The sequence below is a fragment of the Duganella sp. Root336D2 genome (assembly GCF_001425005.1).
Classification (GTDB): domain Bacteria; phylum Pseudomonadota; class Gammaproteobacteria; order Burkholderiales; family Burkholderiaceae_D; genus Rugamonas.
Genome location: NZ_LMDB01000036.1, coordinates 54,728 through 74,653, shown reverse-complemented (window position 1 = coordinate 74,653; position 19,926 = coordinate 54,728). Strand labels below are relative to the sequence as shown.

The 19,926-nt window shown below is 61.8% G+C and carries 28 protein-coding genes; 7 read left to right on the top strand and 21 right to left on the bottom strand.

The features are described from left to right. The first annotated feature begins 228 nt into the window (after positions 1-228). From ASD07_RS22800 to ASD07_RS22780, 5 genes are read left to right on the top strand one after another with little or no spacing between them, the layout of a single operon-like run. Positions 229-822: an RNA polymerase sigma factor gene (locus ASD07_RS22800; protein WP_255357034.1), complete on the top strand. Its 594-nt coding sequence runs from the start codon at positions 229-231 to the stop codon at positions 820-822. Next, a complete protein-coding gene (locus ASD07_RS22795; RefSeq protein ID WP_055935539.1) occupies positions 819-1,229 on the top strand; it encodes a DUF3619 family protein in 411 nt (136 codons plus the stop codon). Before ASD07_RS22800 ends, ASD07_RS22795 begins: the two co-directional genes overlap by 4 nt. Positions 1,230-1,289: 60 nt before the next feature. Further along, a complete protein-coding gene (locus ASD07_RS22790; RefSeq protein WP_055935537.1) occupies positions 1,290-2,096 on the top strand; it encodes a DUF3106 domain-containing protein in 807 nt (268 codons plus the stop codon). Then, positions 2,083-2,598: an RDD family protein gene (locus ASD07_RS22785; RefSeq protein ID WP_055935535.1), complete on the top strand. Its 516-nt coding sequence runs from the start codon at positions 2,083-2,085 to the stop codon at positions 2,596-2,598. Before ASD07_RS22790 ends, ASD07_RS22785 begins: the two co-directional genes overlap by 14 nt. 37 nt (positions 2,599-2,635) lie before the next feature. Continuing rightward, positions 2,636-3,442: a class I SAM-dependent methyltransferase gene (locus ASD07_RS22780; RefSeq protein WP_055935533.1), complete on the top strand. Its 807-nt coding sequence runs from the start codon at positions 2,636-2,638 to the stop codon at positions 3,440-3,442. Here the strand turns inward: ASD07_RS22780 and ASD07_RS22775 are convergent. The 21 genes from ASD07_RS22775 to ASD07_RS22675 form a co-directional block, all read right to left on the bottom strand. Next, complete coding sequence (locus ASD07_RS22775) at positions 3,426-3,719, bottom strand: DUF2007 domain-containing protein (protein ID WP_055935531.1); 294 nt, start codon at positions 3,717-3,719, stop codon at positions 3,426-3,428. The genes ASD07_RS22780 and ASD07_RS22775 overlap by 17 nt on opposite strands. A 44-nt stretch (positions 3,720-3,763) precedes the next feature. After that, positions 3,764-4,414 (bottom strand): WG repeat-containing protein, encoded by a 651-nt coding sequence (locus tag ASD07_RS22770; protein WP_055935529.1) that lies wholly within the window; start codon positions 4,412-4,414, stop codon positions 3,764-3,766. After that, complete coding sequence (locus ASD07_RS30405; protein ID WP_082507525.1) at positions 4,411-5,109, bottom strand: PAAR domain-containing protein; 699 nt, start codon at positions 5,107-5,109, stop codon at positions 4,411-4,413. Before ASD07_RS30405 ends, ASD07_RS22770 begins: the two co-directional genes overlap by 4 nt. Positions 5,110-5,164: 55 nt before the next feature. After that, complete coding sequence (locus ASD07_RS31110) at positions 5,165-5,824, bottom strand: hypothetical protein (RefSeq protein WP_057245545.1); 660 nt, start codon at positions 5,822-5,824, stop codon at positions 5,165-5,167. A gap of 73 nt (positions 5,825-5,897) precedes the next feature. Beyond that, positions 5,898-6,053 carry a T6SS effector amidase Tae4 family protein gene (locus tag ASD07_RS31105; protein WP_229207277.1) on the bottom strand — a complete coding sequence of 52 codons (156 nt, stop codon included), beginning with the start codon at positions 6,051-6,053 and terminating at the stop codon, positions 5,898-5,900. A 383-nt stretch (positions 6,054-6,436) separates the two neighbouring features. Next, entirely contained in the window at positions 6,437-7,120 is a 684-nt protein-coding gene (locus ASD07_RS22750) for an RNA pseudouridine synthase (protein WP_055935521.1), read from the bottom strand. Further along, the gene (ltaE, locus tag ASD07_RS22745; RefSeq protein WP_055936390.1) at positions 7,120-8,145 is read right to left on the bottom strand and encodes a low-specificity L-threonine aldolase; all 1,026 of its coding nucleotides are present in this window, start codon (positions 8,143-8,145) and stop codon (positions 7,120-7,122) included. Before ltaE ends, ASD07_RS22750 begins: the two co-directional genes overlap by 1 nt. 38 nt (positions 8,146-8,183) lie before the next feature. After that, a complete protein-coding gene (locus ASD07_RS22740) occupies positions 8,184-9,089 on the bottom strand; it encodes an SAM-dependent methyltransferase (protein WP_055935519.1) in 906 nt (301 codons plus the stop codon). Continuing rightward, entirely contained in the window at positions 9,076-9,270 is a 195-nt protein-coding gene (iscX, locus tag ASD07_RS22735; protein WP_055936388.1) for a Fe-S cluster assembly protein IscX, read from the bottom strand. Before iscX ends, ASD07_RS22740 begins: the two co-directional genes overlap by 14 nt. A gap of 16 nt (positions 9,271-9,286) precedes the next feature. Then, positions 9,287-9,628 (bottom strand): ISC system 2Fe-2S type ferredoxin, encoded by a 342-nt coding sequence (fdx, locus tag ASD07_RS22730; RefSeq protein ID WP_055935517.1) that lies wholly within the window; start codon positions 9,626-9,628, stop codon positions 9,287-9,289. Between the two features lie 17 nt (positions 9,629-9,645). Continuing rightward, a complete protein-coding gene (gene hscA / locus ASD07_RS22725; protein WP_055935515.1) occupies positions 9,646-11,526 on the bottom strand; it encodes a Fe-S protein assembly chaperone HscA in 1,881 nt (626 codons plus the stop codon). 21 nt (positions 11,527-11,547) lie between these two features. Further along, complete coding sequence (gene hscB / locus ASD07_RS22720) at positions 11,548-12,063, bottom strand: Fe-S protein assembly co-chaperone HscB (RefSeq protein WP_055935513.1); 516 nt, start codon at positions 12,061-12,063, stop codon at positions 11,548-11,550. Positions 12,064-12,069: 6 nt separating this feature from the next. Continuing rightward, positions 12,070-12,393: an iron-sulfur cluster assembly protein IscA gene (iscA, locus tag ASD07_RS22715; RefSeq protein WP_055935510.1), complete on the bottom strand. Its 324-nt coding sequence runs from the start codon at positions 12,391-12,393 to the stop codon at positions 12,070-12,072. Positions 12,394-12,411: 18 nt separating this feature from the next. Continuing rightward, complete coding sequence (gene iscU, locus ASD07_RS22710; RefSeq protein ID WP_028104361.1) at positions 12,412-12,795, bottom strand: Fe-S cluster assembly scaffold IscU; 384 nt, start codon at positions 12,793-12,795, stop codon at positions 12,412-12,414. Between the two features lie 37 nt (positions 12,796-12,832). Next, positions 12,833-14,098, bottom strand: coding sequence for an IscS subfamily cysteine desulfurase (locus ASD07_RS22705; protein WP_055935508.1), 1,266 nt, complete (start codon positions 14,096-14,098; stop codon positions 12,833-12,835). 19 nt (positions 14,099-14,117) lie between these two features. Then, positions 14,118-14,600 carry a Fe-S cluster assembly transcriptional regulator IscR gene (iscR, locus tag ASD07_RS22700; RefSeq protein WP_028104363.1) on the bottom strand — a complete coding sequence of 161 codons (483 nt, stop codon included), beginning with the start codon at positions 14,598-14,600 and terminating at the stop codon, positions 14,118-14,120. A gap of 147 nt (positions 14,601-14,747) precedes the next feature. Continuing rightward, positions 14,748-15,509, bottom strand: a complete 762-nt coding sequence (locus ASD07_RS22695) for a uracil-DNA glycosylase (RefSeq protein ID WP_055935505.1) — start codon at positions 15,507-15,509, stop codon at positions 14,748-14,750. A gap of 55 nt (positions 15,510-15,564) precedes the next feature. Continuing rightward, positions 15,565-15,858, bottom strand: coding sequence for a cytochrome c (locus tag ASD07_RS22690; protein ID WP_373922099.1), 294 nt, complete (start codon positions 15,856-15,858; stop codon positions 15,565-15,567). A gap of 29 nt (positions 15,859-15,887) precedes the next feature. Further along, on the bottom strand, positions 15,888-17,102 hold the full coding sequence (locus tag ASD07_RS22685; RefSeq protein ID WP_055935501.1) for a molybdopterin-dependent oxidoreductase: 1,215 nt from the start codon (positions 17,100-17,102) through the stop codon (positions 15,888-15,890). Positions 17,103-17,149: 47 nt separating this feature from the next. Then, a complete protein-coding gene (locus ASD07_RS22680) occupies positions 17,150-18,490 on the bottom strand; it encodes a hypothetical protein (RefSeq protein WP_055935500.1) in 1,341 nt (446 codons plus the stop codon). A 33-nt stretch (positions 18,491-18,523) separates the two neighbouring features. After that, entirely contained in the window at positions 18,524-18,928 is a 405-nt protein-coding gene (locus ASD07_RS22675) for a hypothetical protein (RefSeq protein WP_055935498.1), read from the bottom strand. Between the two features lie 127 nt (positions 18,929-19,055). On the opposite strand from ASD07_RS22675, the gene ASD07_RS31100 reads away from it, so the two are divergent. After that, entirely contained in the window at positions 19,056-19,208 is a 153-nt protein-coding gene (locus ASD07_RS31100) for a hypothetical protein (RefSeq protein WP_156398149.1), read from the top strand. Then, positions 19,163-19,852 (top strand): histidine kinase dimerization/phospho-acceptor domain-containing protein, encoded by a 690-nt coding sequence (locus ASD07_RS31880; protein WP_200953853.1) that lies wholly within the window; start codon positions 19,163-19,165, stop codon positions 19,850-19,852. The genes ASD07_RS31100 and ASD07_RS31880 overlap by 46 nt, the downstream gene beginning before the upstream one ends. Positions 19,853-19,926: the final 74 nt, after the last annotated feature.

Below are 19,926 nucleotides of genomic sequence, written 5' to 3'. Positions count from 1 at the left end.
CCGGAGTTTTGCAGCGGTTTCTGGCCTACCTCTCGCGCTTGTGGCACGGGTTAGAGCAAACTGCTGACAATAGAAAGCTGGTTTTCCAGAACGGCTTTGTGTGCCTGTGCCGAAGAACCGGGGAGCCTTGTTGTGTACAAAGCGTCCTTAACGTTACCGCGCTGCACCATATTGGTCAAGCTTATTCTGCTTTTTTTGTTAAAATGCCGGATTGTTCAGACTAGCGATATAGCGCAGCCCTCTTCCCGACGCATGGCCACAGACAAAGAATTATCGGATTTCCTCGAAAGTGTCGAGCGCCGCGCCTTCAAGCAAGCGGTTTACGCCGTCCGAAAGGACGAGTCGGCCCTGGACATTGTGCAGGATGCCATGATCAAGCTCGCCGAAAAATACGGCGACAAGCCGGCAGCCGAATTGCCGGCGCTGTTCCAGCGCATCCTGCAAACCACGATACTTGATTATTTCCGCCGCGAAAAAGTCCGTAATACTTGGGTAAGTCTTTTCTCGGGCCTTGGCCCCGGCCAGGAAGAGCATGAGGACTTTGATATACTGGAATCCTACGAGGCTGAACAGGGTACCCAGGCGGCCGAGTCGAGTGCGGATCAGGTAGAACGGGCACAAATCTTGCAGATAATTGAAGAAGAAGTGCAAAAACTGCCTACGCGTCAACGAGAAGCGTTCCTCATGCGTTACTGGCAGGACATGGACGTAGCAGAAACTGCCGAAGCGATGGGATGTTCCGAAGGGAGCGTAAAAACGCATTGCTCGCGAGCAACACACACTCTCGCTGAATCGCTCAAAGCCAAGGGAATTAAGTTATGAACACCGAAGACACCAACTTTGCATACGGCGTGCGGCGCGCGCTCAATGAAAAGCTAGACGATCTGCCAGCCTCGACCACGGATCGCCTGGCCGCGGCCCGCATGGCGGCAATGAAGCGCAAGAAGGCCGACGCTCCGGCCCGCGTGCGCGCAAGCCGTACCGCCCCGGCTGTAGCCGGCGGCGCCAGCGGCTTCTTCACCAACCCGTTTGCCTGGTTCAACCGCGTCAGCGTGGCCCTGCCATTGCTGCTGCTGATGGGCGGCATGGTGGGCGTGTACCAGTACGAACAACAGCAATCGATCGTGGAACTGGCAGAGATGGACGCAGCTTTGCTGTCCGATGAGCTGCCGCTGTCTGCTTACCTTGACCAGGGCTTTGGCGCCTATCTCGAGACTCGCGAGCAATAAAGTATGGCGCGTGTAAGTGGCAGGACAAAATGGATCGCTGGTGTAATCGCGTTAGCAGGCGTGGGAATTGCTGCCGTCGTATGGCTGGTGAGCCGCCCTGCTTCGCCCCCTGCGCCGGCGCCTTCGACTGCCGCCACCGCTGCAGCGCCTGCCAAGCCAGTGGGTGAAAAACCCCACTGGTCCGACCTGAAACCTGCCCAGCAACAAGCCCTGGCGCCGCTCGAGGCGACCTGGGAAGAACTGGGTCCGGTGCGCAAGCAGAAATGGATATCCATCGGCAATCGCCTGGCCAAGATGAAGCCGGACGAAAAAGCGCGCGTGCAGGAACGCATGCGCGAATGGGTGGCGCTGTCGCCTGCCGAACGCAAGTCCGTGCGCGAGAACTTTGCGCGCGCCCAGAAGAAAGCCACGCCACCGGGCCAGCGGGCGGCCGAGTGGGAGCAGTACCAGCAATTGCCGGACGAAGCCAAGAAAGCCCTGGCCGATGCGGCCGCTGCCAAGAACAATAACCAGGTCGTAAAAACTCCTAGCCTGGCGCAGTCCACCGTGAAGACTCCGGCTCCGGTCAAGGCGCAAGGCCATGGCCTGGTGCCGGCGCCGGGCACGGTTCCAAAAGGCACGGTACCGCCTGCACCGATCGGTTTGCCGCAGGGCTCGCCTGCCATCGTGCCCCCGGGCAGCGCACTGGGCGCGGGCGGCGTTGCTCCGACGACATCTGCCGCCGCGCCGGGCGCCGCTGCGTTCAACGCTCCAGTTGCGGCACCTGCCACAAACACGACTGCACCGGCTGCGGATGTGACCGCGCCGCCCCCCGTTACCCCAGCCGCGCCGAGTGCGCCACCAGCGGTTCCTAATGCAAGCAAATAACGTAGTTCCGACCGTCAAGCGCCGCTTGATCGCAATGGTTTACGAGATCCTGCTCGGCATTGCCGTGCTGTTCCTGCCATTGCTGGTCGTTGAATTCGCCACCAAAGCCGCTGTTACGCCGTTTGCCTGGCATGCGCGTCAGGCCACTGTCTTCCTGGCGCTGGGCGCCTACTTCATCCACCAATGGAGCCGCAAGGGGCAAACCCTGGCCATGCAGACCTGGCGCATCAAGCTGGAATTCCCGGGTTACAGCCACGTACCGCTGAAGATAGCCACGCTGCGCTACGTTCTGTGCTGGGCGTGGGTGATCCCCGCAGTGCTCATCGGCAACGCCTTGCACCTGGAACACTGGCAGGCGATATATGCACTGCTGGCTGGCGTGCTTCTGTGGTCACTGACCGCCTTCCTCGACAAGGACCGCCAGTTCCTGCACGACCGCATCGCCGGCACCCGCCTGGTGCAATTGCCGAAACCCGAGAAAAAAGCCGCCAAAGCCGCCTGAGCACTCGCTATACTGGACTTGGACAAGGGAGGCAACCATGGACAAGGACAGCAGCTTTACTGGCTCAATTCCGGAAACCTACGAGCGCGCCATGGTGCCGCTCCTCTTCACCCCTTACGCGATCGACATGGCGCGCCGCCTCGCGCAGCGCCGTCCTTCGCGCATCCTGGAAGTAGCCGCCGGCACCGGCGCCGTCACCCGGCTCCTGCTGCAGGAAATCCCCGCCGCGCAAATCGTCGCCAGCGACCTCAATCCCGCCATGCTGGAGCAGGCGCGCAAGGCAGTCGTTTCGCCGCGCGTCGAATGGAAGGAGGCCGACGGGCAAGCGCTGCCCTTCCCCGATGGCAGCTTCGACGCCGTGGCCTGCCAGTTTGGCATGATGTTCTTTCCCGATAAGGCGCGCGGTTTCAGCGAGGCGCGCCGCGTGCTGAAGCCGGGTGGGCTGTATTGCTTCAACGTGTGGGACGGCATCAGCCACAACGATTTTTCCGCCACCATCAATCATGCGCTGGCCAAGGTGTTCCCCGAGGACCCGCCACGCTTCCTGGCGCGGGTACCGTATGGCTGGCATGACGTCGACGTGATTCTCGAAGAGCTGAAGCGCGCCGGCTGGAGCGGCAACATCGAGCATGAAGTGGTGACGGCAACCAGTCGTGCCGCATCCGCAGCATCCACTGCTACTGCCTTGTGCCAGGGTTCGCCGCTCAGGGCGGATATTGAAGCGCGCGATCCGGCGCGCCTTCAGGAAGCGACCGACGTGGTGATCGCAGCCTTGACCGATAAATTCGGCAGCGGCGCCATCGAAGGCAAGATGCAGGCGATCGTCTTTACTTGCGAGGCGTGAACTCGTAGACGCGAGCCCCCTCGCCCACGTCTTCGTCGTCATCCAGCGCCAGGTCGCCGCGCTCGAAAGCGGCGACGACTTCGAGCGCCTGCTCCAACTCGTCTTGCGGCACCATGACGCGCGCACCGCCGATGGCAGGCGCCAGCAGGAGCGCGGCCTGCATGTGCTGGTCATCCATCACGGTGGCATTCAGGCCTGCCGCACGCAGGCATCCACACAGGATGAAGGCGTCCGCCGGGATCAGGCAGCGGCGAACGAGGGAAAAATCATTATCCATGTCAATAATAGCCATTGCCTTAATGGATCGAATTTACCATATCGTCAAGACTTGGGCACCTTGAACGGGTCATTCGGGTCCTCATTGCAACGCAGCCAATGCCGGGTACCGTAGCGCATGCCGGATTCGGCTACGCCGACCTTGCCACAAGCGCCTTCCAGCGGGGGGAGCGTGTACTGCCGCAGCACGCGCCCCTTCAGGTCCAACTCAAATCCCCGGCCGCTCACCATCATGGGGAGGTGGCAATCCTCATCCTCGCTGCAATACTCGATGCAGTCCTGGCAGGTGTAGGCCACGCCTTCCTGGAAGGCATAACAAACGTCGTAAATTGGCGGGACGACGACCTTGAACGACGTGACTTTGAAGTAGCCACATTTGCCGTTCGAGCTGAAACGACTGACGCCTTTTTCGGCTTCGCGATAGTCGAAATCGCCAGTCACGTAAACTCCTGGCATAACGACCACGCCATTGCGATTGACAGCATCAAAATAAAAGGTCTCGTCGTTCCAAAGTAAATCGATGCCTCTTTTGTCTGGTTTAAGCCGCTTCAGGTACTGCGGTTTGAGACGGCGTGTTTGACCTTCGGTAGTGAAACAGTCGGCAGTCCAGCGGTCAGTTTCCTTTGAAGGACATTGGGCCTTCGCATCGGCCACCACACAGGTTGCCAGCATGAACAGCAAGAGCAGGTACTTCATCCCAGCTGGCCAAGCATGACGGTTTTGCCGCCAAAGACGTTCATCGCCTTGCCGATGCCTTCAGGGCCAACTTTGACGTGAACCGCGAAATCGGACTTGCCTTCGAACAGGTCTGAGCCGTCGTCGTTGGCCAAGATCAGTTCAACTGCTTCGCCGTCTGCGTAGTTTTCTGTTTCAACGTGGACGTTCAGGTCAACGTAATGGCGCGATGCTCCCTCGAGTGGAGTTTCGTCGTCGCCATAAGACCACCAGATGCGCTTGATGGATTTTTCCTGGCCACCCGCAGCCGTCGACTCGTTACCGCCTTCGTTCGCGGCGAGTTGGGTACTTGCCGCGCCGCTTTTCGCCATTGCAGGCGCCAGCGCTGCGGAGGCGGCCGTAGCTGCGGCGGGCGACGGGGCAGGCCCTGAGCCCCCAACTCCTCCACCGCCCGGCGCCACGATATCGGTAAATTGGCTGGCCACCAACGTCGCACCGCAAGACGTCTTCATGCCGGCAACAGCAACTCCCTTGCCGAAGATCGTCGTGGTCTGGACGCCTTCAACGATCGTGTGGGAACCGCTGCATTTGGGGCACGACACTTTATGGCCTATGAACGCTATCGGCTTGCCATGGCAAATATCCGTTTGCGAACCTTCCAGTACTTTTCCGCCGTGACTCGTCGAGTCACCGAGGCGAATGACTTCTCCTGCCATCTTCTACCTTTTTCCCAGCCTTGGGGCTGGACGCGTATTGCAAATCAACGACTTCTCACCGCCGAAGTTGTGGGACCGGAAACGAATTGCAAACCAGCATAGGATTCCCGTTTTCCATTTTTCCGATCTCTGCAACGCCAATGTCCCCACACGCATTTTCAAGTGTGCGTGGCACAAACTCCCTGATCACCTTACCCTTCGCGTTGAGCTTGTAACCCTTCCCTCCAACAAGCTGTTCATTCATGCAGTCGGGGCCTACGCAATACGATACACAATCGCTGCAAACGAACGCTTGGCCCTGATGAAACGGGCAACACGCATCGTAAATCGGCGGGCCGAGGATCTTAAAGGTATCGCTCTGAAAATAGCCGCATTTATTGCCGGATCTGAAGCGGCCAACACCATGTTCCGCTGTCGGGTAATCGAAGTCGCCCGCATGCACAATGCCGGGCACGACCACCACACCTTCCCGATTGACCGCCACAAGTTCCAGCGATTCTGATAGTCCAATCGTCTCGAAGCCAAATTTGTTGGGCACTATGCGGTTCCTGTACTCGGCTTTCACCTGACGCACTTCGCCCTTCGTTTCGAAACAGGATTGCGACCAACGCGTCCCTTTTTTCAGCAGTGGGCATTTGTCTTCAACCTCAACCGCGGCACTTGCACAAAAGCTCGCAAGCAACCAGACAAGCGCGACAAGCGTTTGGCGCATCATTTCAGTTCCCAGAATTTGATCCTTGCGACCTGCAGTAGAACCGTTTTGCCGTTAGGATCCACAAAAGTCGATGTCAACCAGAAATAGCAGCTGCCGACCTCGCGATCGTCGGGCCGGGCGCAAATGCGAGCTCCATAGCCTTGCCGTCCCATAAAGTAAAGTGCCCGGTGGCGCCGAGATAGCCGCTCGTTTCGAAAATAACGATGCCATTTCGACCGGCCAGTTTCATATTCAATAGTTATAGCAATCCCCGCCTTTCAAATTACCACAATCGCTAGGAGCTTTACCAAGGATAGCCTCGAGAAAGATTGCTTTGGGCAATACTAGCATTTTTAACAACGCTGGCGCGTAACGAATGGAGCAGAGGGAGCTTGGCTGTGAAATGAGCCAGGTGTTCGAGCAGGCGAGGACGGGTGCAGGCAGCAGGCGAACCAGGGCGCCAGATTCCAGGCTGGCGTTGCATTGGAGTTCCCGTGCCAACGCGATGGCCAGGCCGGCGGATCGCGCCGCTGGTGCAGCGCCAGACGAAGCGGCCTGCCGCCGCCCTACGCTAGAGCCCGTGTCCCACTTGGGGTGTGACCCCATGGTGTGACACGGGCTGGGCAGTAGGTCTTAGAAGCGCTCGTAGCCTTGCAGGTAGCGCCATTCGCCGGGCTGGAGGCCGGACATGGAGATGCGGCCGATGCGTTGGCGCTTGACGGCGGTGGCTTTCAGGCCGACGTCGGCGCACAGCTTGACCAACAGCGCCGGTTTCGGCGGCTTCACGGCGAAACGCAGGCGGTGTTCGTTTTGCCAGCTTACCTTGCCTGCGCCCTGGTTGAGAAGCGTGAGGCCGTTGTCGATGATCTGGCCTTCGACTTCGACGATCAGTTCCTGTTCGACAGTGGCGCCTTCGTCCACCAGCTTGCGCGCGACGCGGAAGTCTTGGGTGAACACGAACAGGCCGCTGGCTTGCTTGTCCAGCGCCAGGCAGGCGGTCAGGTTGCGCAGGTGGCGCTTGAGGAAGCGGATGCGCTGGGCGTCCTTGCTGCGCGCTTCCGGTACCAGGCAGGCCAGTGCATCGGCGCCGGCTGGCTTGTTCAGCAGGATCGTTACTGGCGCGATATCGAGCAGGGTTGCGTCCGGCGAAAGCACGACTTCTTGCCCGGCTTCGACGCGGGCGCCCGGTTCCTCGACGAGTTCGCCGTCAACCGTGACGTAGGCGCCTTCGATGTAGTTTTCCGCTTCGCGGCGCGAGCATGGAACCATGTCCGCTACGCGCTTGGCGAGGCGGACGGTGTTGTCTTCGTTGTTCATTATTGCTTGAAGTAGTAGGCGAAAACGGCGGCGACTTTTTCCAGGTCGGGGCGCGAGACGTCCAGGTGGGTCACGAGGCGCAGTGTCGGGGCCATCGAGACGCGGATGCGTTCTGCTGCCAGCGCGGCGTTCAGGCCTTCACAGGCGTCGCGCGGCATGGTGACGAACAGGATGTTCGTTTGCGGTACGCTCACTTGCAGCACGCCGATTTTGGCAAGTTCGGCGGCGAGCCAGCTGGCGTTGGCGTGGTCTTCGGCCAAGCGCTGCACGTTGTTCTGCAGGGCGTACAAGCCTGCGGCTGCGATCACGCCGGCCTGGCGCATGCCGCCGCCCAGCATCTTGCGCCAGCGCTTGCCTTGCTCGACCAGTCCTTTGCTGCCGCACAGGACGGAGCCGACCGGGGCGCCGAGGCCTTTGCTCAGGCAGACCGAGACGCTATCGAAGCCTTTCACTGCGTCTTGCAGCGGGATGCCTTGCTTGACGGCAGCGTTGCAGATGCGGGCGCCGTCAAGGTGGGTGGCCAGGCCGTGCGCGTGCGCAAGGCTGGTGGCTTGGGCGACGTATTGCTGCGGCAGGACTTTGCCGCCGATGGTGTTTTCCAGCGCGAGCAGTTTGGTGCGGGCAAAGTGGAAATCTTGCGGCTTGATGGCAGCTTCGATGTCTTGCAGGGCGATGCTGCCGTCTGGCTCGTTGGTGATCGGCTGCGGCTGGATGCTGCCGAGGACTGCGGCGCCGCCGCCTTCGTATTTGTAGGTGTGGGCGTCCTGGCCGACCAGGTACTCGTCTCCCCTGCCGCAGTGAGCCAGCAGGGCGATCAGGTTGGTCTGCGTGCCGGATGGCGCAAACAATGCGGCTTCGTAGCCGAAGAGTTCTGCGGCATAGGCTTGCAGGGCGTTGACTGTGGGGTCGTCGCCGTAGACGTCGTCGCCGACCTGGGCGGCGAACATGGCCTCGCGCATCGCGGGGCTGGGGTGGGTGACGGTGTCGCTGCGCAGGTCGATCCAGCGTTCGCCGTCAGCCGCGATCAGCGAACTCGCGCCAGCGCCGGCCGGATAGCCGGTGCTCACGGGGCCACCTCGGCGGATGGCCCGGCGTCGGCGGCGCCGGTGTAGAAGCGCTGGCCCATTTCATCCAGGCCGATGGTGGACAAGACTTCCTTCAGGCGCTCGGCAGGCTTGCGGCGCGGCAGGTTCTTGTACGTGGCGACGATCAGCTCATTCTTCATCGAGTGCTCCCAGCCTACGAGTTCCGTGACAGTGACCTGGTAACCGTGCGATTCCAGCTGCAGGCAGCGCAGCACGTTGGTGATCTGGCTGCCGAATTCGCGGGTGTGAATCGGGTGGCGCCACAATTCGGTGAGTACGTTCTTGCCCAGCGAGGAGCCTTTGTTCTTGCGCAGCACGGAGGCGACTTCGGCCTGGCAGCATGGCACCAGCACGATGTGCCTGGCCTTCTTCTTCAGCGCGAAGTCGATGGCGTCGTCGGTGGCGGTATTGCAGGCGTGCAGCGCCGTGACGATGTCGATCTGCTCCGGCAGCTTGTCGGAAGTGGTCGATTCGGCGACCGACAGCGGCAGGAAGCTCATGCCGGGGAAGCCGAATTTACGCGCCAGTTCTTCGGAACGCGCCACCAGCTCTTCACGGGTCTCGATGCCGTAGATGTGCGAGTCGTCGCCCAGCGCTTTGAAGAACAGGTCGTAGATGATGAAGCCGAGGTAGGACTTCCCTGCCCCGTGGTCGACCAGCGAGACCGCGCCTTTGGCCGAACGCACGTCGTTCAGCAGCGGTTCGATGAACTGGTAGAGGTGGTAGACCTGTTTCAGCTTGCGCCGGCTGTCCTGATTCAGCTTGCCGTCGCGGGTGAGGATGTGCAGCTCCTGCAGCAGCGCGACGGACTGCCCGGGCTTCACTTCAGGGATGTCGGTGACCGTTGTGGGCAGCGCTGCAGCTGCGGGCTTACTGCGCTTCATCGATCCACGCCTGCTGGATGGCTTCCAGTACTTTTTCGCCGCCGCGCTTATGGTCGTCGTCGAAGCCGTCCAGGTCGACGATCCAGTTGTGCAGGTCGACAAAGCGCACGGCGGTCGGGTCGACGTCCGGGAACTTGTCGTACAGGGCTTCGGCAATCGCCGTGACATCACTCCATTTCAGCATGCTGCACCCCGGCTCAGTGGCCGCCTTCGCTGGCGTGGTTGATCGTGTACTTCGGGATTTCGATGACCAGGTCTTCTTCCGCCACGATGGACTGGCAGGACAGGCGCGAGCAGGCTTCCAGGCCCCAGGCTTTGTCCAGCAGGTCTTCTTCGGTGTCGGTCGCTTCGTTCAGCGAGTTGAAGCCTTCACGCACCAGCACGTGGCAAGTGGTGCAGGCGCAGGACTTCTCGCAGGCGTGTTCGATGTGGATGTCGTTTTCCAGCAGGACGTCGCACACGGACTTCCCTGCTTCGGTTTCGATCACGGCGCCTTCGGGGCACAGCTTGGCATGCGGCAGGATGACTATTTGTGGCACTTCTATTCCTCGGTCAATTAAACAACCTGGTCCAGCGTCTTGCCGGCCAGTGCGCTGCGCACGCTGCGGTCCATGCGGCGCGATGCGAATTCTTCAGTGCCCTGGGCCAGGGCTTCGTAGGCGGCTTTCACCGCGTAGTGGTCGGCTTCGCCGCTGCCGGATTTCACCAGCACGTCCATGGTGGTGGCCATCAGGGCGTTGACGGCGGCGCGCTCTTCGTCGTTCAGCAGCGCACCGTCTTCGTCCAGCGCCGACTGGGTGGCCAGCATGATGCGCTCGGCTTCCACCTGCTCTTCGCGCAGGGCGCGGGCTTTCATGTCGGCTTCCGCTTCGGTGTGCGATTCGGACAGCATGCGCGCCACGTCGTCGTCGCCCAGGCCGTAGGATGGCTTGACGGTGATCGAAGCTTCGACGTTGGAGCGCAATTCGCGTGCGGAGACCGACAGCAGGCCGTCGGCGTCCACCTGGTAGGTGATGCGGATGCGCGCAGCGCCGGCAGCCATCGGCGGGATGCCGCGCAGTTCGAAGCGGGCCAGCGAGCGGCAGTCGCTCACCAGTTCACGCTCGCCTTGCAGTACGTGCACTGCCAGCGCGGTCTGGCCGTCCTTGAAGGTGGTGAACTCCTGCGCACGGGCGCAAGGGATGGTGGAGTTGCGCGGAATGATCTTTTCGACCAGGCCGCCCATCGTTTCAATACCCAGCGACAGCGGGATCACGTCCAGCAGCAGCCAGTCGTCGCCCGCGGCGCGGTTACCGGCCAGCAGGTTGGCCTGGATGGCGGCGCCAAGCGCTACCACCTTGTCCGGATCGATGTTGGCGTGCGGGATGGTGTGGAAGTACTCGCCCACCGCGCGCTGTACGTGCGGCATGCGCGTTGCGCCGCCCACCATGACCACGCCGTCGATGTCGTCGGCGTCGAGGTTGGCATCGCGCAGGGCCTTCTTCACCGCGTTCATGGTCTTGGCGACCAGGTGTTTGGTGATGTCGGCGAAAATTTCAGGGGTGATGCGCTGGTGGACTTCTTCGCCCGAACGCAGCATGGCGTCGATGGTCACTTCCGGCTTGCTCGACAGCAGTTCTTTGGCTTCGCGCGCTTTCACCATCAGGGTGGCGGTGTCTTCGTCGGACAGCGGTGCGAGTTTTTCCTGCTCGTGCACCCAGCAGAACAGGCGATGGTCGAAATCGTCGCCGCCCAGCGCGGAGTCGCCGCCGGTGGCCAGCACTTCAAACACGCCTTTGGACAGCTTCAGGATCGAGATGTCGAAGGTGCCGCCGCCCAGGTCATACACTGCGAAGATGCCTTCGGAGCCGTTATCCAGGCCGTAGGCGATGGCCGCGGCAGTCGGTTCGGACAGCAGGCGCAGCACGTTGATACCGGCCAGTTGCGCGGCATCCTTGGTGGCCTGGCGCTGCGCTTCGTCGAAGTAGGCCGGCACTGTGATCACGGCGCCGACCAGGTCGTCGCCCAGCGAGTCTTCCGCGCGCTGGCGCAGTGTTGCCAGGATTTGCGCCGACACTTCGACCGGCGATTTCACGCCGGCCACGGTCTTCAGCTGCACCATGCCCGGAGCATCGACGAAATCGTATGGCAGGTTCTCGGCGTAGGCGATGTCCTTCAGGCCGCGGCCCATGAAGCGCTTGACCGAGACGATGGTGTTCTTCGGGTCGGTGGTCTGGTGGGCCTGCGCCTTGTAGCCGATATTGGCATGGCCGTTTGGCAGGTAACGCACCACGGAAGGCAGCAGCGGATGGCCTTCTTCGTCGTTCAGCACTTCTGGAATGCTGCTGCGGACGGTCGCTACCAGCGAATTGGTGGTGCCGAGGTCGATCCCCACAGCCAGGCGGTGCTGGTGCGGGGCGGTCGACATGCCCGGTTCGGAAATCTGCAAAAGAGCCATGGTGAAACCTGTCTTGTTCTTTTACGCCTCGATGGCGTCGTAAGCGAAGCGCACTTCTTCGCCAAATTTTTCGATGAACATCAGCGCGCGCACACCCTGCGCGACGGCGTGATAGTCGCCGCTATTGCAATGCTGTTCGATCTGCGCCAGCTGGCCCTTGCGCGCGGCGCGCAGTTGGCCGTCCAGCTTGTCGAGCAAATCGCCATCCTTGCCGGCGCGCGCTTCGGACAGCTCTTCGCGCCATTCCATCTGCTGCATCAGGAATTCCATCGGCATGGCCGTGTTGGATTCCATCTTCAAATCGACGCCATTCAGCTCGCACAGGTATTGCGCGCGCTTCTGCGGATTTTTCAGGGTCTGGTAAGCCTCGTTGGAGCGGGTCGACCATTGCATGGCGACGCGCTTTTCGGCATCGGTGGCGTTGACGAACTTGTCCGGATGGACGCGGCTCTGGACTTCGCGGTAGGCGCTGTCCAGGGCCGCCGCATCAACGGCGAACTGCTGGGGAAGCTGGAAGAGGTCGAAGTGGTTTTGCACGATGAATTAGATGCGGAAGCTTTCGCCGCAGCCGCAAGCGTCTTTCTCGTTCGGGTTATTGAACTTGAAGCCCTCGTTCAGGCCTTCGCGCGCGAAGTCCAGCTCGGTGCCGTCGATGTACGGCAGGCTTTTCGGGTCAACGAAGACCTTCACGCCGAACGACTCGAAGACGGAATCTTCCGCAGTCACTTCGTCCACGTATTCCAGCTTGTAGGCCAGACCGGAGCAGCCGGTCGTGCGAACGCCAAAGCGCAGGCCAATGCCCTTGCCGCGACGCTCGATGTAGCGGTTGATATGCTTGGCTGCTTTTTCGGTCAGGGTGATTGTCATACTTCCTCCGCGCGCTGCTTAGGCGCCGTGTTTTGCCTTGTAGTCGTTCACAGCCGCCTTGATGGCGTCTTCGGCCAGGATGGAGCAGTGGATCTTCACCGGCGGCAGTGCCAGTTCTTCCGCGATCTGGGTGTTCTTGATGGCCAGCGCTTCATCCAGCGACTTGCCCTTCACCCATTCGGTCACCAGCGAGCTGGAGGCGATTGCCGAACCGCAGCCGTAGGTCTTGAATTTCGCGTCTTCGATCTTGCCGTCCGCGCCGACCTTGATCTGCAGCTTCATCACGTCGCCGCAAGCAGGTGCGCCGACCATGCCGGTGCCGACGGTCTCGTCGCCCTTTTCAAAGGAACCGACGTTGCGCGGGTTTTCGTAGTGGTCGAGGACTTTTTCCGAGTATGCCATTTTGATGCTCCTGTAATCTAAGAATTCTGCTCTGCGCTTAGTGCGCTGCCCACTGGATGGTGGAGAGGTCCACGCCATCCTTGTACATTTCCCACAGCGGGGACAGTTCGCGCAGCTTGCCCACTTTGCCTTTCAGCAGTTCGACCGCGAAGTCGACGTCTTTCTCAGTGGTGAAGCGGCCGATGGTGAAACGGATCGAGCTGTGCGCCAGTTCGTCGCTGCGGCCCAGGGCGCGCAGCACGTAGGACGGCTCCAGCGAAGCCGAGGTGCAGGCGGAACCGGACGATACGGCCAGGTCTTTCACGGCCATGATCAGGGATTCGCCTTCCACGAAGTTGAAGCTCACGTTCAGGTTGTGCGGCACGCGGTGGTCCATGTCGCCGTTGACGTAGGTTTCTTCGATTTCCTGCAGGCCCGCCGCCAGGCGGTCGCGCAGGGCGCGGATACGGGCGATTTCGGAATCCATTTCTTCCTTGGCCAGGCGGAACGCTTCGCCCATCGCCACGATCTGGTGGGTCGGCAGGGTGCCCGAGCGCAGCCCGCGCTCATGGCCGCCGCCGTGCATCTGCGCTTCGATACGCACGCGCGGCTTGCGGCAGACGTACAGGGCTCCCACGCCTTTCGGGCCGTAGGTCTTGTGCGCGGTAAAGGTCATCAGGTCGACCTTCAGCTCTTGCAGGTCGATCGCCACCTTGCCGGTCGCCTGCGCGGCGTCGCAATGGAAGATGATGCCCTTCTTGCGGCAGAAAGCGGCGATTTCCTTGATCGGCTGGATCACGCCGATTTCGTTGTTGACCATCATGACCGAGATCAGGATGGTATCCGGGCGCACCGCCGCTTCCAGCTGTTCGATGGTGATCAGGCCGTTGTCCTGGGTGTCCAGGTAGGTGGCGTCGAAGCCCTGGCGCTCCAGTTCACGCACGGTGTCCAGCACGGATTTGTGCTCGGTCTTGACCGTGATGATGTGCTTGCCCTTGGACTTGTAGAAGTTGGCCGCGCCTTTCAGGGCGAGGTTGTTCGATTCGGTGGCGCCGGAGGTCCAGATGATTTCGCGCGAGTCGGCATTGACCAGGGCGGCCACGTGGCCGCGCGCTTCTTCCACCGCTGCTTCCGCGGTCCAGCCGTACATATGGCTGCGGGATGCAGGGTTGCCGAATTGTTCGCGCAGGTAAGGGATCATCTTGTCCGCAACGCGTGGATCGATCGGCGTGGTCGCCGAGTAGTCCATGTAAATCGGGAAGTGCGGCGCGGTCTTGAATTCTACCGGTGCTACCTGGGCGACGTTCTTTTCGGGGGCGTTCATCTAAATTACTCCAATTCGGTTAACCGAGGGCTGCTTGGTTGCTGTTGCGGTGCACATGGACTGGCTGCTCTGCCGCGGCCTTGGCTTTTTGCTGGTCCACCAGGTCCTGCAGCGACACGGAATCCAGGTAGTCGACCATCTTTTCGTTCAGGGTGGCCCACAGTTCGTGGGTCATGCAGCGGGTGCCGTTCGCGTGGTCGGCGCCGTGGCAATTCTCCTTGCCGCCGCACTGGGTTGCATCGAGCGGTTCGTCAACAGCAATAATGATGTCGGCGACGGTCACCTTGTCTGCCTTGCGGGCCAGGCTGTAGCCGCCGCCAGGGCCGCGGATCGATTCCACGATTTCGTGGCGGCGCAGCTTGCCGAACAATTGTTCGAGATAAGACAGGGATATCGACTGGCGCTGGCTGATTCCGGAAAGCGTTACCGGACCTTTGCCCTGGCGCATAGCCAGGTCAATCATCGCAGTCACTGCAAAACGGCCTTTGGTAGTCAGACGCATCACAACCTCGGTTCAACTCAGTTAAAATATCGCTCTGTTCTCGCACATCAAAACCTGATTACCTGAACGATTTAGTCAAGTATAACAGACTTGCGCAGACCTTGCCGGACACGCCATTAGCTGTCCGCGGGGCAATACGCGCCACAGTTACCGCTTCAGCAATCCCATCGGGCCGAACAGTGCCTGCATTTCCTTATTAGCAATAAACGACAGGTTGTACGGATGCTCCGCAACGATCTGCGGCAGCGCCTGCACGCTTGGCAGCTTGTTAAGCTGCTCGGCGATCTTGCCCCACAAGATCAGTTTTGGCTGTTTGGCAGCCAGCGCCTGCATCACCGTTGCGAAGAATGGCAGCCAGGCTTTGGCATCTTTCACTGGGGCAACATGCGGGCGGAATACCAGGGAGGCATTGAGCAACAGGAAACCGTGGCTGTGCAGGCGTTCCTGCATCTCGGCCAGGGTCTGGATGGCGGCACCGTCCTTGGCGCGGGTCGCGCAGGCGGCCAGCGCTTCGCCGGCGGTATTCGACTCGTCGAGCTGGCCGTCGGCGACCAGCAGCATTTTCATGAAATTGCGCAGCGAGGTGGCCTTGTTGACCGGCTTGGACAGGCCGCCGCCCTCCTGTTCCGACCACAGGCCTTTCACGGCGCCGTCCATGAAGCAGACGCCGGTGGCGCTTTCGGCGCGCGGGTATGGGCCTTCCCCTACCAGCACGTAGCGCACCTGGTCCAGCGGCTGCTGGAAGGCAGCGAACAGGCGCAATTCGGTCGGCAGGTAGCTGTCGGCCGCGAGTTCAGCCAGGTAGGCCGGGCTGGCCGCCGCTATCGCATCCAGGCCGCGCTCCAGGATCAGGCGCCACGACGGGTGGGCGCGCTCGAGCGCTTGCAGGATAGGGCTTGGAATCGTCATGGCGGCTGTCGGCGATGGGCAAAGGCGAGATTGTATCGCCGCCAGCCGCCACGGTCTATGGCTTGGGCTTTTCAGCGCCGTAGACTTTGGCCAGGTAATCCACCATGGCGGGGATGTCGTCGTCGGAGAATTGGGCGCCGAACGGTTTCTTCATCTTCTTTACCGTGGCTTCCCAGTAGCTGCGCGGCGAGGCAGGCGGCTGCATCTGGGCATACTGCGCCGAATGGCACAGCAGGCAATTGGCCAGCACCAGCTGGTAGCCGGGCAGCGTGCTTTGCCTGTAGGCCGCCGTTTCGTCCGGCAGCCTGATTTCGGCAGCGCTGGCTATGCCTGCGCACAGCAGGAGCATGATGGCGATAGTCTTCATCGGATTTCCCCTCAGGCCGCGATGACGCGGGTGGTTTCCACGACATTGCGCATGTAGCCGGCCGCGTTCCACAGCGCGCTTGAGGGCTGGCTTTGGCCAATGCGGTTCAGCGCGCGCACCATCAGCGCGTGCTCGCCCTTGCCCGGCTTGAACGCTGCGCTCCATTCGCGGAACGAATATTTGCCCAGGTCCTTGCCGAGCGCGGCAGCCTGCCAGCTCCTGCCGCCATCGGCCGAGAAGGCGACTTCGCTGATGCCGTAGCCGCCATCGAAGGCGATGCCCTTCACCAGCACCGGCTTGCCGGCCTTGAGCCGCGCCCCGTCCTGGGGGCTGGTGATGAAGGAGCGCACATTGAAGCGGTTGATCGGCACGGTCCTGGCAGGCGCGGTGCCGGGCGCCACGCAGGCGCAGGCATTGTCGGCGATGCGATAGGCGCTGGCGACCCAGAAACCGTCGAAGGGTTTATCAAGCACGTTGATGTCGGACAGGTGCTTGATCCAATAAGTACCGTAGTAGCCCGGCACCACCAGGCGCAGCGGATAGCCGTTCAGCATCGGCAAGTCCTCGCCATTCATTTGCCAGGCCAGCATCACTTCCCCATCCAGCGCGTGGTCGATATTGAGCGACTTGATGAAATCGGGGCCGTCGCCGGCCGGCGGCGCATCCAGGCCGTTGAAGGAAACCTGCAGCGCGCCGGCCTTGACGCCGGCCCGCTCCAGCACTTTTTTCAGCGGCACGCCGCTCCAGCGCGCATTGCCCATGGCGCCGTGGGAAAGCTGGCCGCCGTTGGCGCGCGGCGCAAAGTGGCCACGGCTGTTGCCCGAGCACTGGTTGACCGCCACGATCTCGACCGGGTCGGCAAGCTGCTTGAGCTCCGCCAGCGACAGTTCCAGCGGCGTGTTGACGTGGCCGGCGATTTTCAGGCGGTAGCTTTGCGGGTCGATCTCGGTAGGGATGGCGCTCCAGTGGTAGCGCACGAAAAAGGCATCGTTCGGCGTCAGCACGCCTTCGCCAAACACGCTGAACGGGGTTTCGAGCTGCGGCGGACGGCTGGTCTGCAAGATCAGCGGACGTTTCTGCGGAAACGCCACCAGTTCGCGCTCGCCGTTTTCGAAGGGCAGCATGACGCTGCGCGTCGCCGCCAGCGCCGGGCTGGCCAGTGCCGTCGCCACGCCCGCCATGCCTGCCTGCTTCAGGAATTCACGTCTTGGAATGCTGCCTTTCATGCCTGCCTCCCGGTGGGTGATTCGTTCCGAGATGCAAATTTAACATGCTATTCCGTGCGCAAATCGGAATTCTTCAGCCTGACGTTGGCGGCACGCAGCTTGCGATACAGGAGGGCCAGCGCGAGCAAGGCGGCAGCCGCCAGGCCAGCCGCTACCGACCAGGCCAGCCGCAGCTTCGACCGGTTGCGCAAGTCTTTGCTGTTTTCATCCTTGCGGCGCAGGAGTTCTTCATCTTCGCGCTCTTTTTTCTGGAGCTGGGTCTGGGCCGAGGTGGCGTCCAGCGCCTTGCGCCGGGCCCGCGCGTAGACCTGCAGCGCCAATTCCTTCAAGCCCACATACTCCAGCGCGCGGGCGTATTCGGAGAGCGCGTCCGCATCCATCATTTCGATGTTGACCGCCTCGATCGCTTCGCGCCCCAGGTCAAGCTGGCCCAGGTAGATCAGGGCGATGCCTTCGTTGAACTGCGAAATCTCCGCCATTTCGGTGTTGCCGGTGGCCAGCGCCGCCTGCTTGGACTCGCGGCTGAGCGACAAGGCTTCCCTGTAGTCCTGGCTTTTCAAGCTCATGTCGGCCAGCGTGACTTGCAGCTCGGGCACATCTTCGTCCATATGGTGCTTCTGCAGCCACGCCACCACATCGTTGAGGGCGTCGCGCGCACGCGCCACCTGGCCCGCGCTTTCGGCGATTTCCCACTCGGCGTAACGGGCCCGGATCATGGGGCCATCGAGCGGGATCAGCGCGGCTTTGGCCTTCAAGACGTCGATCGACCTGAGCGCCTCCTGGCTGCCGCCGGCCAGGCCATTGAGCGCATACGCCCGGGCACGCAGCGCCATGAACTGGGCGATGGGCTGCCCCGACTTGTCCGCCAGCGCCACCGCGCTGTCGATCAATTCGAGGCCCTTGCGGCCATTGCCGCGCCGGATTTCATCCTGGCCAACGGTCAGGATCACTTTGGCCTGCAGCGCAAAGTCGCTGGTCTGGTCGGCAAGCTGGCGCGCCATGTCCAGGCTCTTGCTGGCCGCCTCCCTGTCTTCGAGCGCGGAATACAGGTAGGAGCGGTCGAGCAAGCTGTTGGCGATGATCGTCTCGTCATCCAGTTGATGGCCGATGCGCTCTTCTTCGGCCACTGCCTGCAGCGACAGCGCGCGGTCGGAGCTGCGGGTGACTTTGCTCAGGATGGAGTAGTACGCCGCCTGGTCGCGCTGCGGCCACTGGCCGACCTGCGGTTTCAGTTTTTGCAATTCGGCCAGGGTGCCGTAGGTGGCGAGGTAGGAAAATTCCCGCAATTGCCCCAGGCGCAGCGACGCGTCCTGGCCCCGGGCGGGCAACTGGATCAGCGCGGCAGCCAGGAGAGGCATGCCCAGCATGCGCGGAATATTGCAAAACATACAGCTTTCGATTTGATAGGAAGTAAATATATTTTACTGCCCGGCAAACAGATCGTGGGAATTCAAGATCGCAAAAGCGATTTCCGGGTGCCGATCCAGGCATTTCCGTATCGCAGCCGGTACAGCTTGGCGCGTCTTGCGGCACAAACCGGGCCGCTCGCCCAACTCGATCTGGAAGCCGCGCACCGTCCGCACTTCGTTCGGGCCGGGGGCAATGCGCACCGAGACGCCGAGCTGCTCTTGCAGCCGCTGGCCAACGCGCATCAGCTCAGCATAGGTGGCAATGGCTTCAATGCGCTCGATCAGGCGCTTCTCTTCCTCCTTGGTCAGGCGCAGGATGCGCGTGTCCGCCTGCGGGTCCGCCAGCAGCGAATCGCGGTCGCAGTCGCAGGCGCCCGGCGGGCATTCCTTGCGGATGGGGAAAGGCGGCGTCGTCATCGTCCCAGTATCCGTTGCTTGCATCGTGCTGTCAAACGCGGCCGGGACGGCGTTTGACCAGGACGCCTGTGCGCGCCGTACAAGTTTCGTACAGTGCAGAATTGCTAAAACACAGTTAGAGAAACGCGTGACGATCAAACCGGAAAGCTTGCAATTCCTTGCTTCCCCTGGCGCGCTAGGCCAGCAGATTGCGGCCTTCGACTGGTCGTCCACGCCGCTCGGCCCGCTTGAAGCCTGGCCGCAAAGCGCCCTTCCACCGACACCACGGATACGCGCCTGAATGCGCGCCGCCTGGCCGCGCTCTCGACCCTGTCGGCCAGCGCCCTGCGCGAACAGGACCTGGCAGGCGAGGCCCGCGACCTGGCGCTGTGGCGAGCTGGTGGCGGGGCAATTGTCGGCCGCCGTGCAAAATGCCGGCGCCGCGGCGGAGCAGCGCCAGCGCGCGAAGCACTGGCGGAACTGGACCGCGTCAAGACCGCCTTTTTCAGCAATGTGAGCCACGAATTCCGCACGCCGCTGACGCTGATGCCGGGCCCTATCGAAGAAGCGCTGAACGACGGTGCCAGCCGCCTGCCTGCCGCGCACCACGCGCGTTTGCAGCTGGCCCAGCGCAATGCCCTGCGCCTGCAAAAGCTGGTCAACACCCTGCTCGATTTTTCGCGCGTGCAGGCCGGCCGCGTGCACGCCGGCTATGCCCGGGTCGACCTGGCCGCCCTCACCCGCGACCTGGCCAGCGGTTTCCGCTCGGTGGTCGAGAGCGCAGACATGCTGCCGCAGCTGTTCGACACATTTGGTGGCCTTGTCCGGCTACGGCCCACCGGCCGACCAGGCGCGTTCGCGCGCGGCCGGTTTCCCGGTCCATCTTGTCAAGCCGATTACACCGGCCCAGCTCTACTCCGTGCTGCGCGACTAAATGCGCGATAACGTTGCAAAGCTGCCACGATAGTTGCTCCTAGGTAAATTAAATTGCACGCAACCGTGCTACACTCGTTTCCCCT

What these genes read in the sequence shown, in the direction of transcription:
- ASD07_RS22795 (WP_055935539.1), top strand. Translation starts at nt 819, where the DNA reads ATGAACACCGAAGACACCAACTTTGCATACGGCGTGCGGCGCGCGCTC.
- ASD07_RS22785 (WP_055935535.1), top strand. Translation starts at nt 2,083, where the DNA reads ATGCAAGCAAATAACGTAGTTCCGACCGTCAAGCGCCGCTTGATCGCA.
- ASD07_RS22780 (WP_055935533.1), top strand. Translation starts at nt 2,636, where the DNA reads ATGGACAAGGACAGCAGCTTTACTGGCTCAATTCCGGAAACCTACGAG.
- ASD07_RS22775 (WP_055935531.1), bottom strand. Translation starts at nt 3,719, where the DNA reads ATGGATAATGATTTTTCCCTCGTTCGCCGCTGCCTGATCCCGGCGGAC.
- ASD07_RS22770 (WP_055935529.1), bottom strand. Translation starts at nt 4,414, where the DNA reads ATGAAGTACCTGCTCTTGCTGTTCATGCTGGCAACCTGTGTGGTGGCC.
- ASD07_RS30405 (WP_082507525.1), bottom strand. Translation starts at nt 5,109, where the DNA reads ATGGCAGGAGAAGTCATTCGCCTCGGTGACTCGACGAGTCACGGCGGA.
- ASD07_RS31110 (WP_057245545.1), bottom strand. Translation starts at nt 5,824, where the DNA reads ATGATGCGCCAAACGCTTGTCGCGCTTGTCTGGTTGCTTGCGAGCTTT.
- ASD07_RS31105 (WP_229207277.1), bottom strand. Translation starts at nt 6,053, where the DNA reads ATGAAACTGGCCGGTCGAAATGGCATCGTTATTTTCGAAACGAGCGGC.
- ASD07_RS22750 (WP_055935521.1), bottom strand. Translation starts at nt 7,120, where the DNA reads ATGAACAACGAAGACAACACCGTCCGCCTCGCCAAGCGCGTAGCGGAC.
- ASD07_RS22740 (WP_055935519.1), bottom strand. Translation starts at nt 9,089, where the DNA reads ATGAAGCGCAGTAAGCCCGCAGCTGCAGCGCTGCCCACAACGGTCACC.
- hscA (WP_055935515.1), bottom strand. Translation starts at nt 11,526, where the DNA reads ATGGCTCTTTTGCAGATTTCCGAACCGGGCATGTCGACCGCCCCGCAC.
- iscA (WP_055935510.1), bottom strand. Translation starts at nt 12,393, where the DNA reads ATGACAATCACCCTGACCGAAAAAGCAGCCAAGCATATCAACCGCTAC.
- iscU (WP_028104361.1), bottom strand. Translation starts at nt 12,795, where the DNA reads ATGGCATACTCGGAAAAAGTCCTCGACCACTACGAAAACCCGCGCAAC.
- ASD07_RS22705 (WP_055935508.1), bottom strand. Translation starts at nt 14,098, where the DNA reads ATGAACGCCCCCGAAAAGAACGTCGCCCAGGTAGCACCGGTAGAATTC.
- iscR (WP_028104363.1), bottom strand. Translation starts at nt 14,600, where the DNA reads ATGCGTCTGACTACCAAAGGCCGTTTTGCAGTGACTGCGATGATTGAC.
- ASD07_RS22695 (WP_055935505.1), bottom strand. Translation starts at nt 15,509, where the DNA reads ATGACGATTCCAAGCCCTATCCTGCAAGCGCTCGAGCGCGCCCACCCG.
- ASD07_RS22690 (WP_373922099.1), bottom strand. Translation starts at nt 15,858, where the DNA reads ATGCTCCTGCTGTGCGCAGGCATAGCCAGCGCTGCCGAAATCAGGCTG.
- ASD07_RS22685 (WP_055935501.1), bottom strand. Translation starts at nt 17,102, where the DNA reads ATGAAAGGCAGCATTCCAAGACGTGAATTCCTGAAGCAGGCAGGCATG.
- ASD07_RS22680 (WP_055935500.1), bottom strand. Translation starts at nt 18,490, where the DNA reads ATGTTTTGCAATATTCCGCGCATGCTGGGCATGCCTCTCCTGGCTGCC.
- ASD07_RS22675 (WP_055935498.1), bottom strand. Translation starts at nt 18,928, where the DNA reads ATGACGACGCCGCCTTTCCCCATCCGCAAGGAATGCCCGCCGGGCGCC.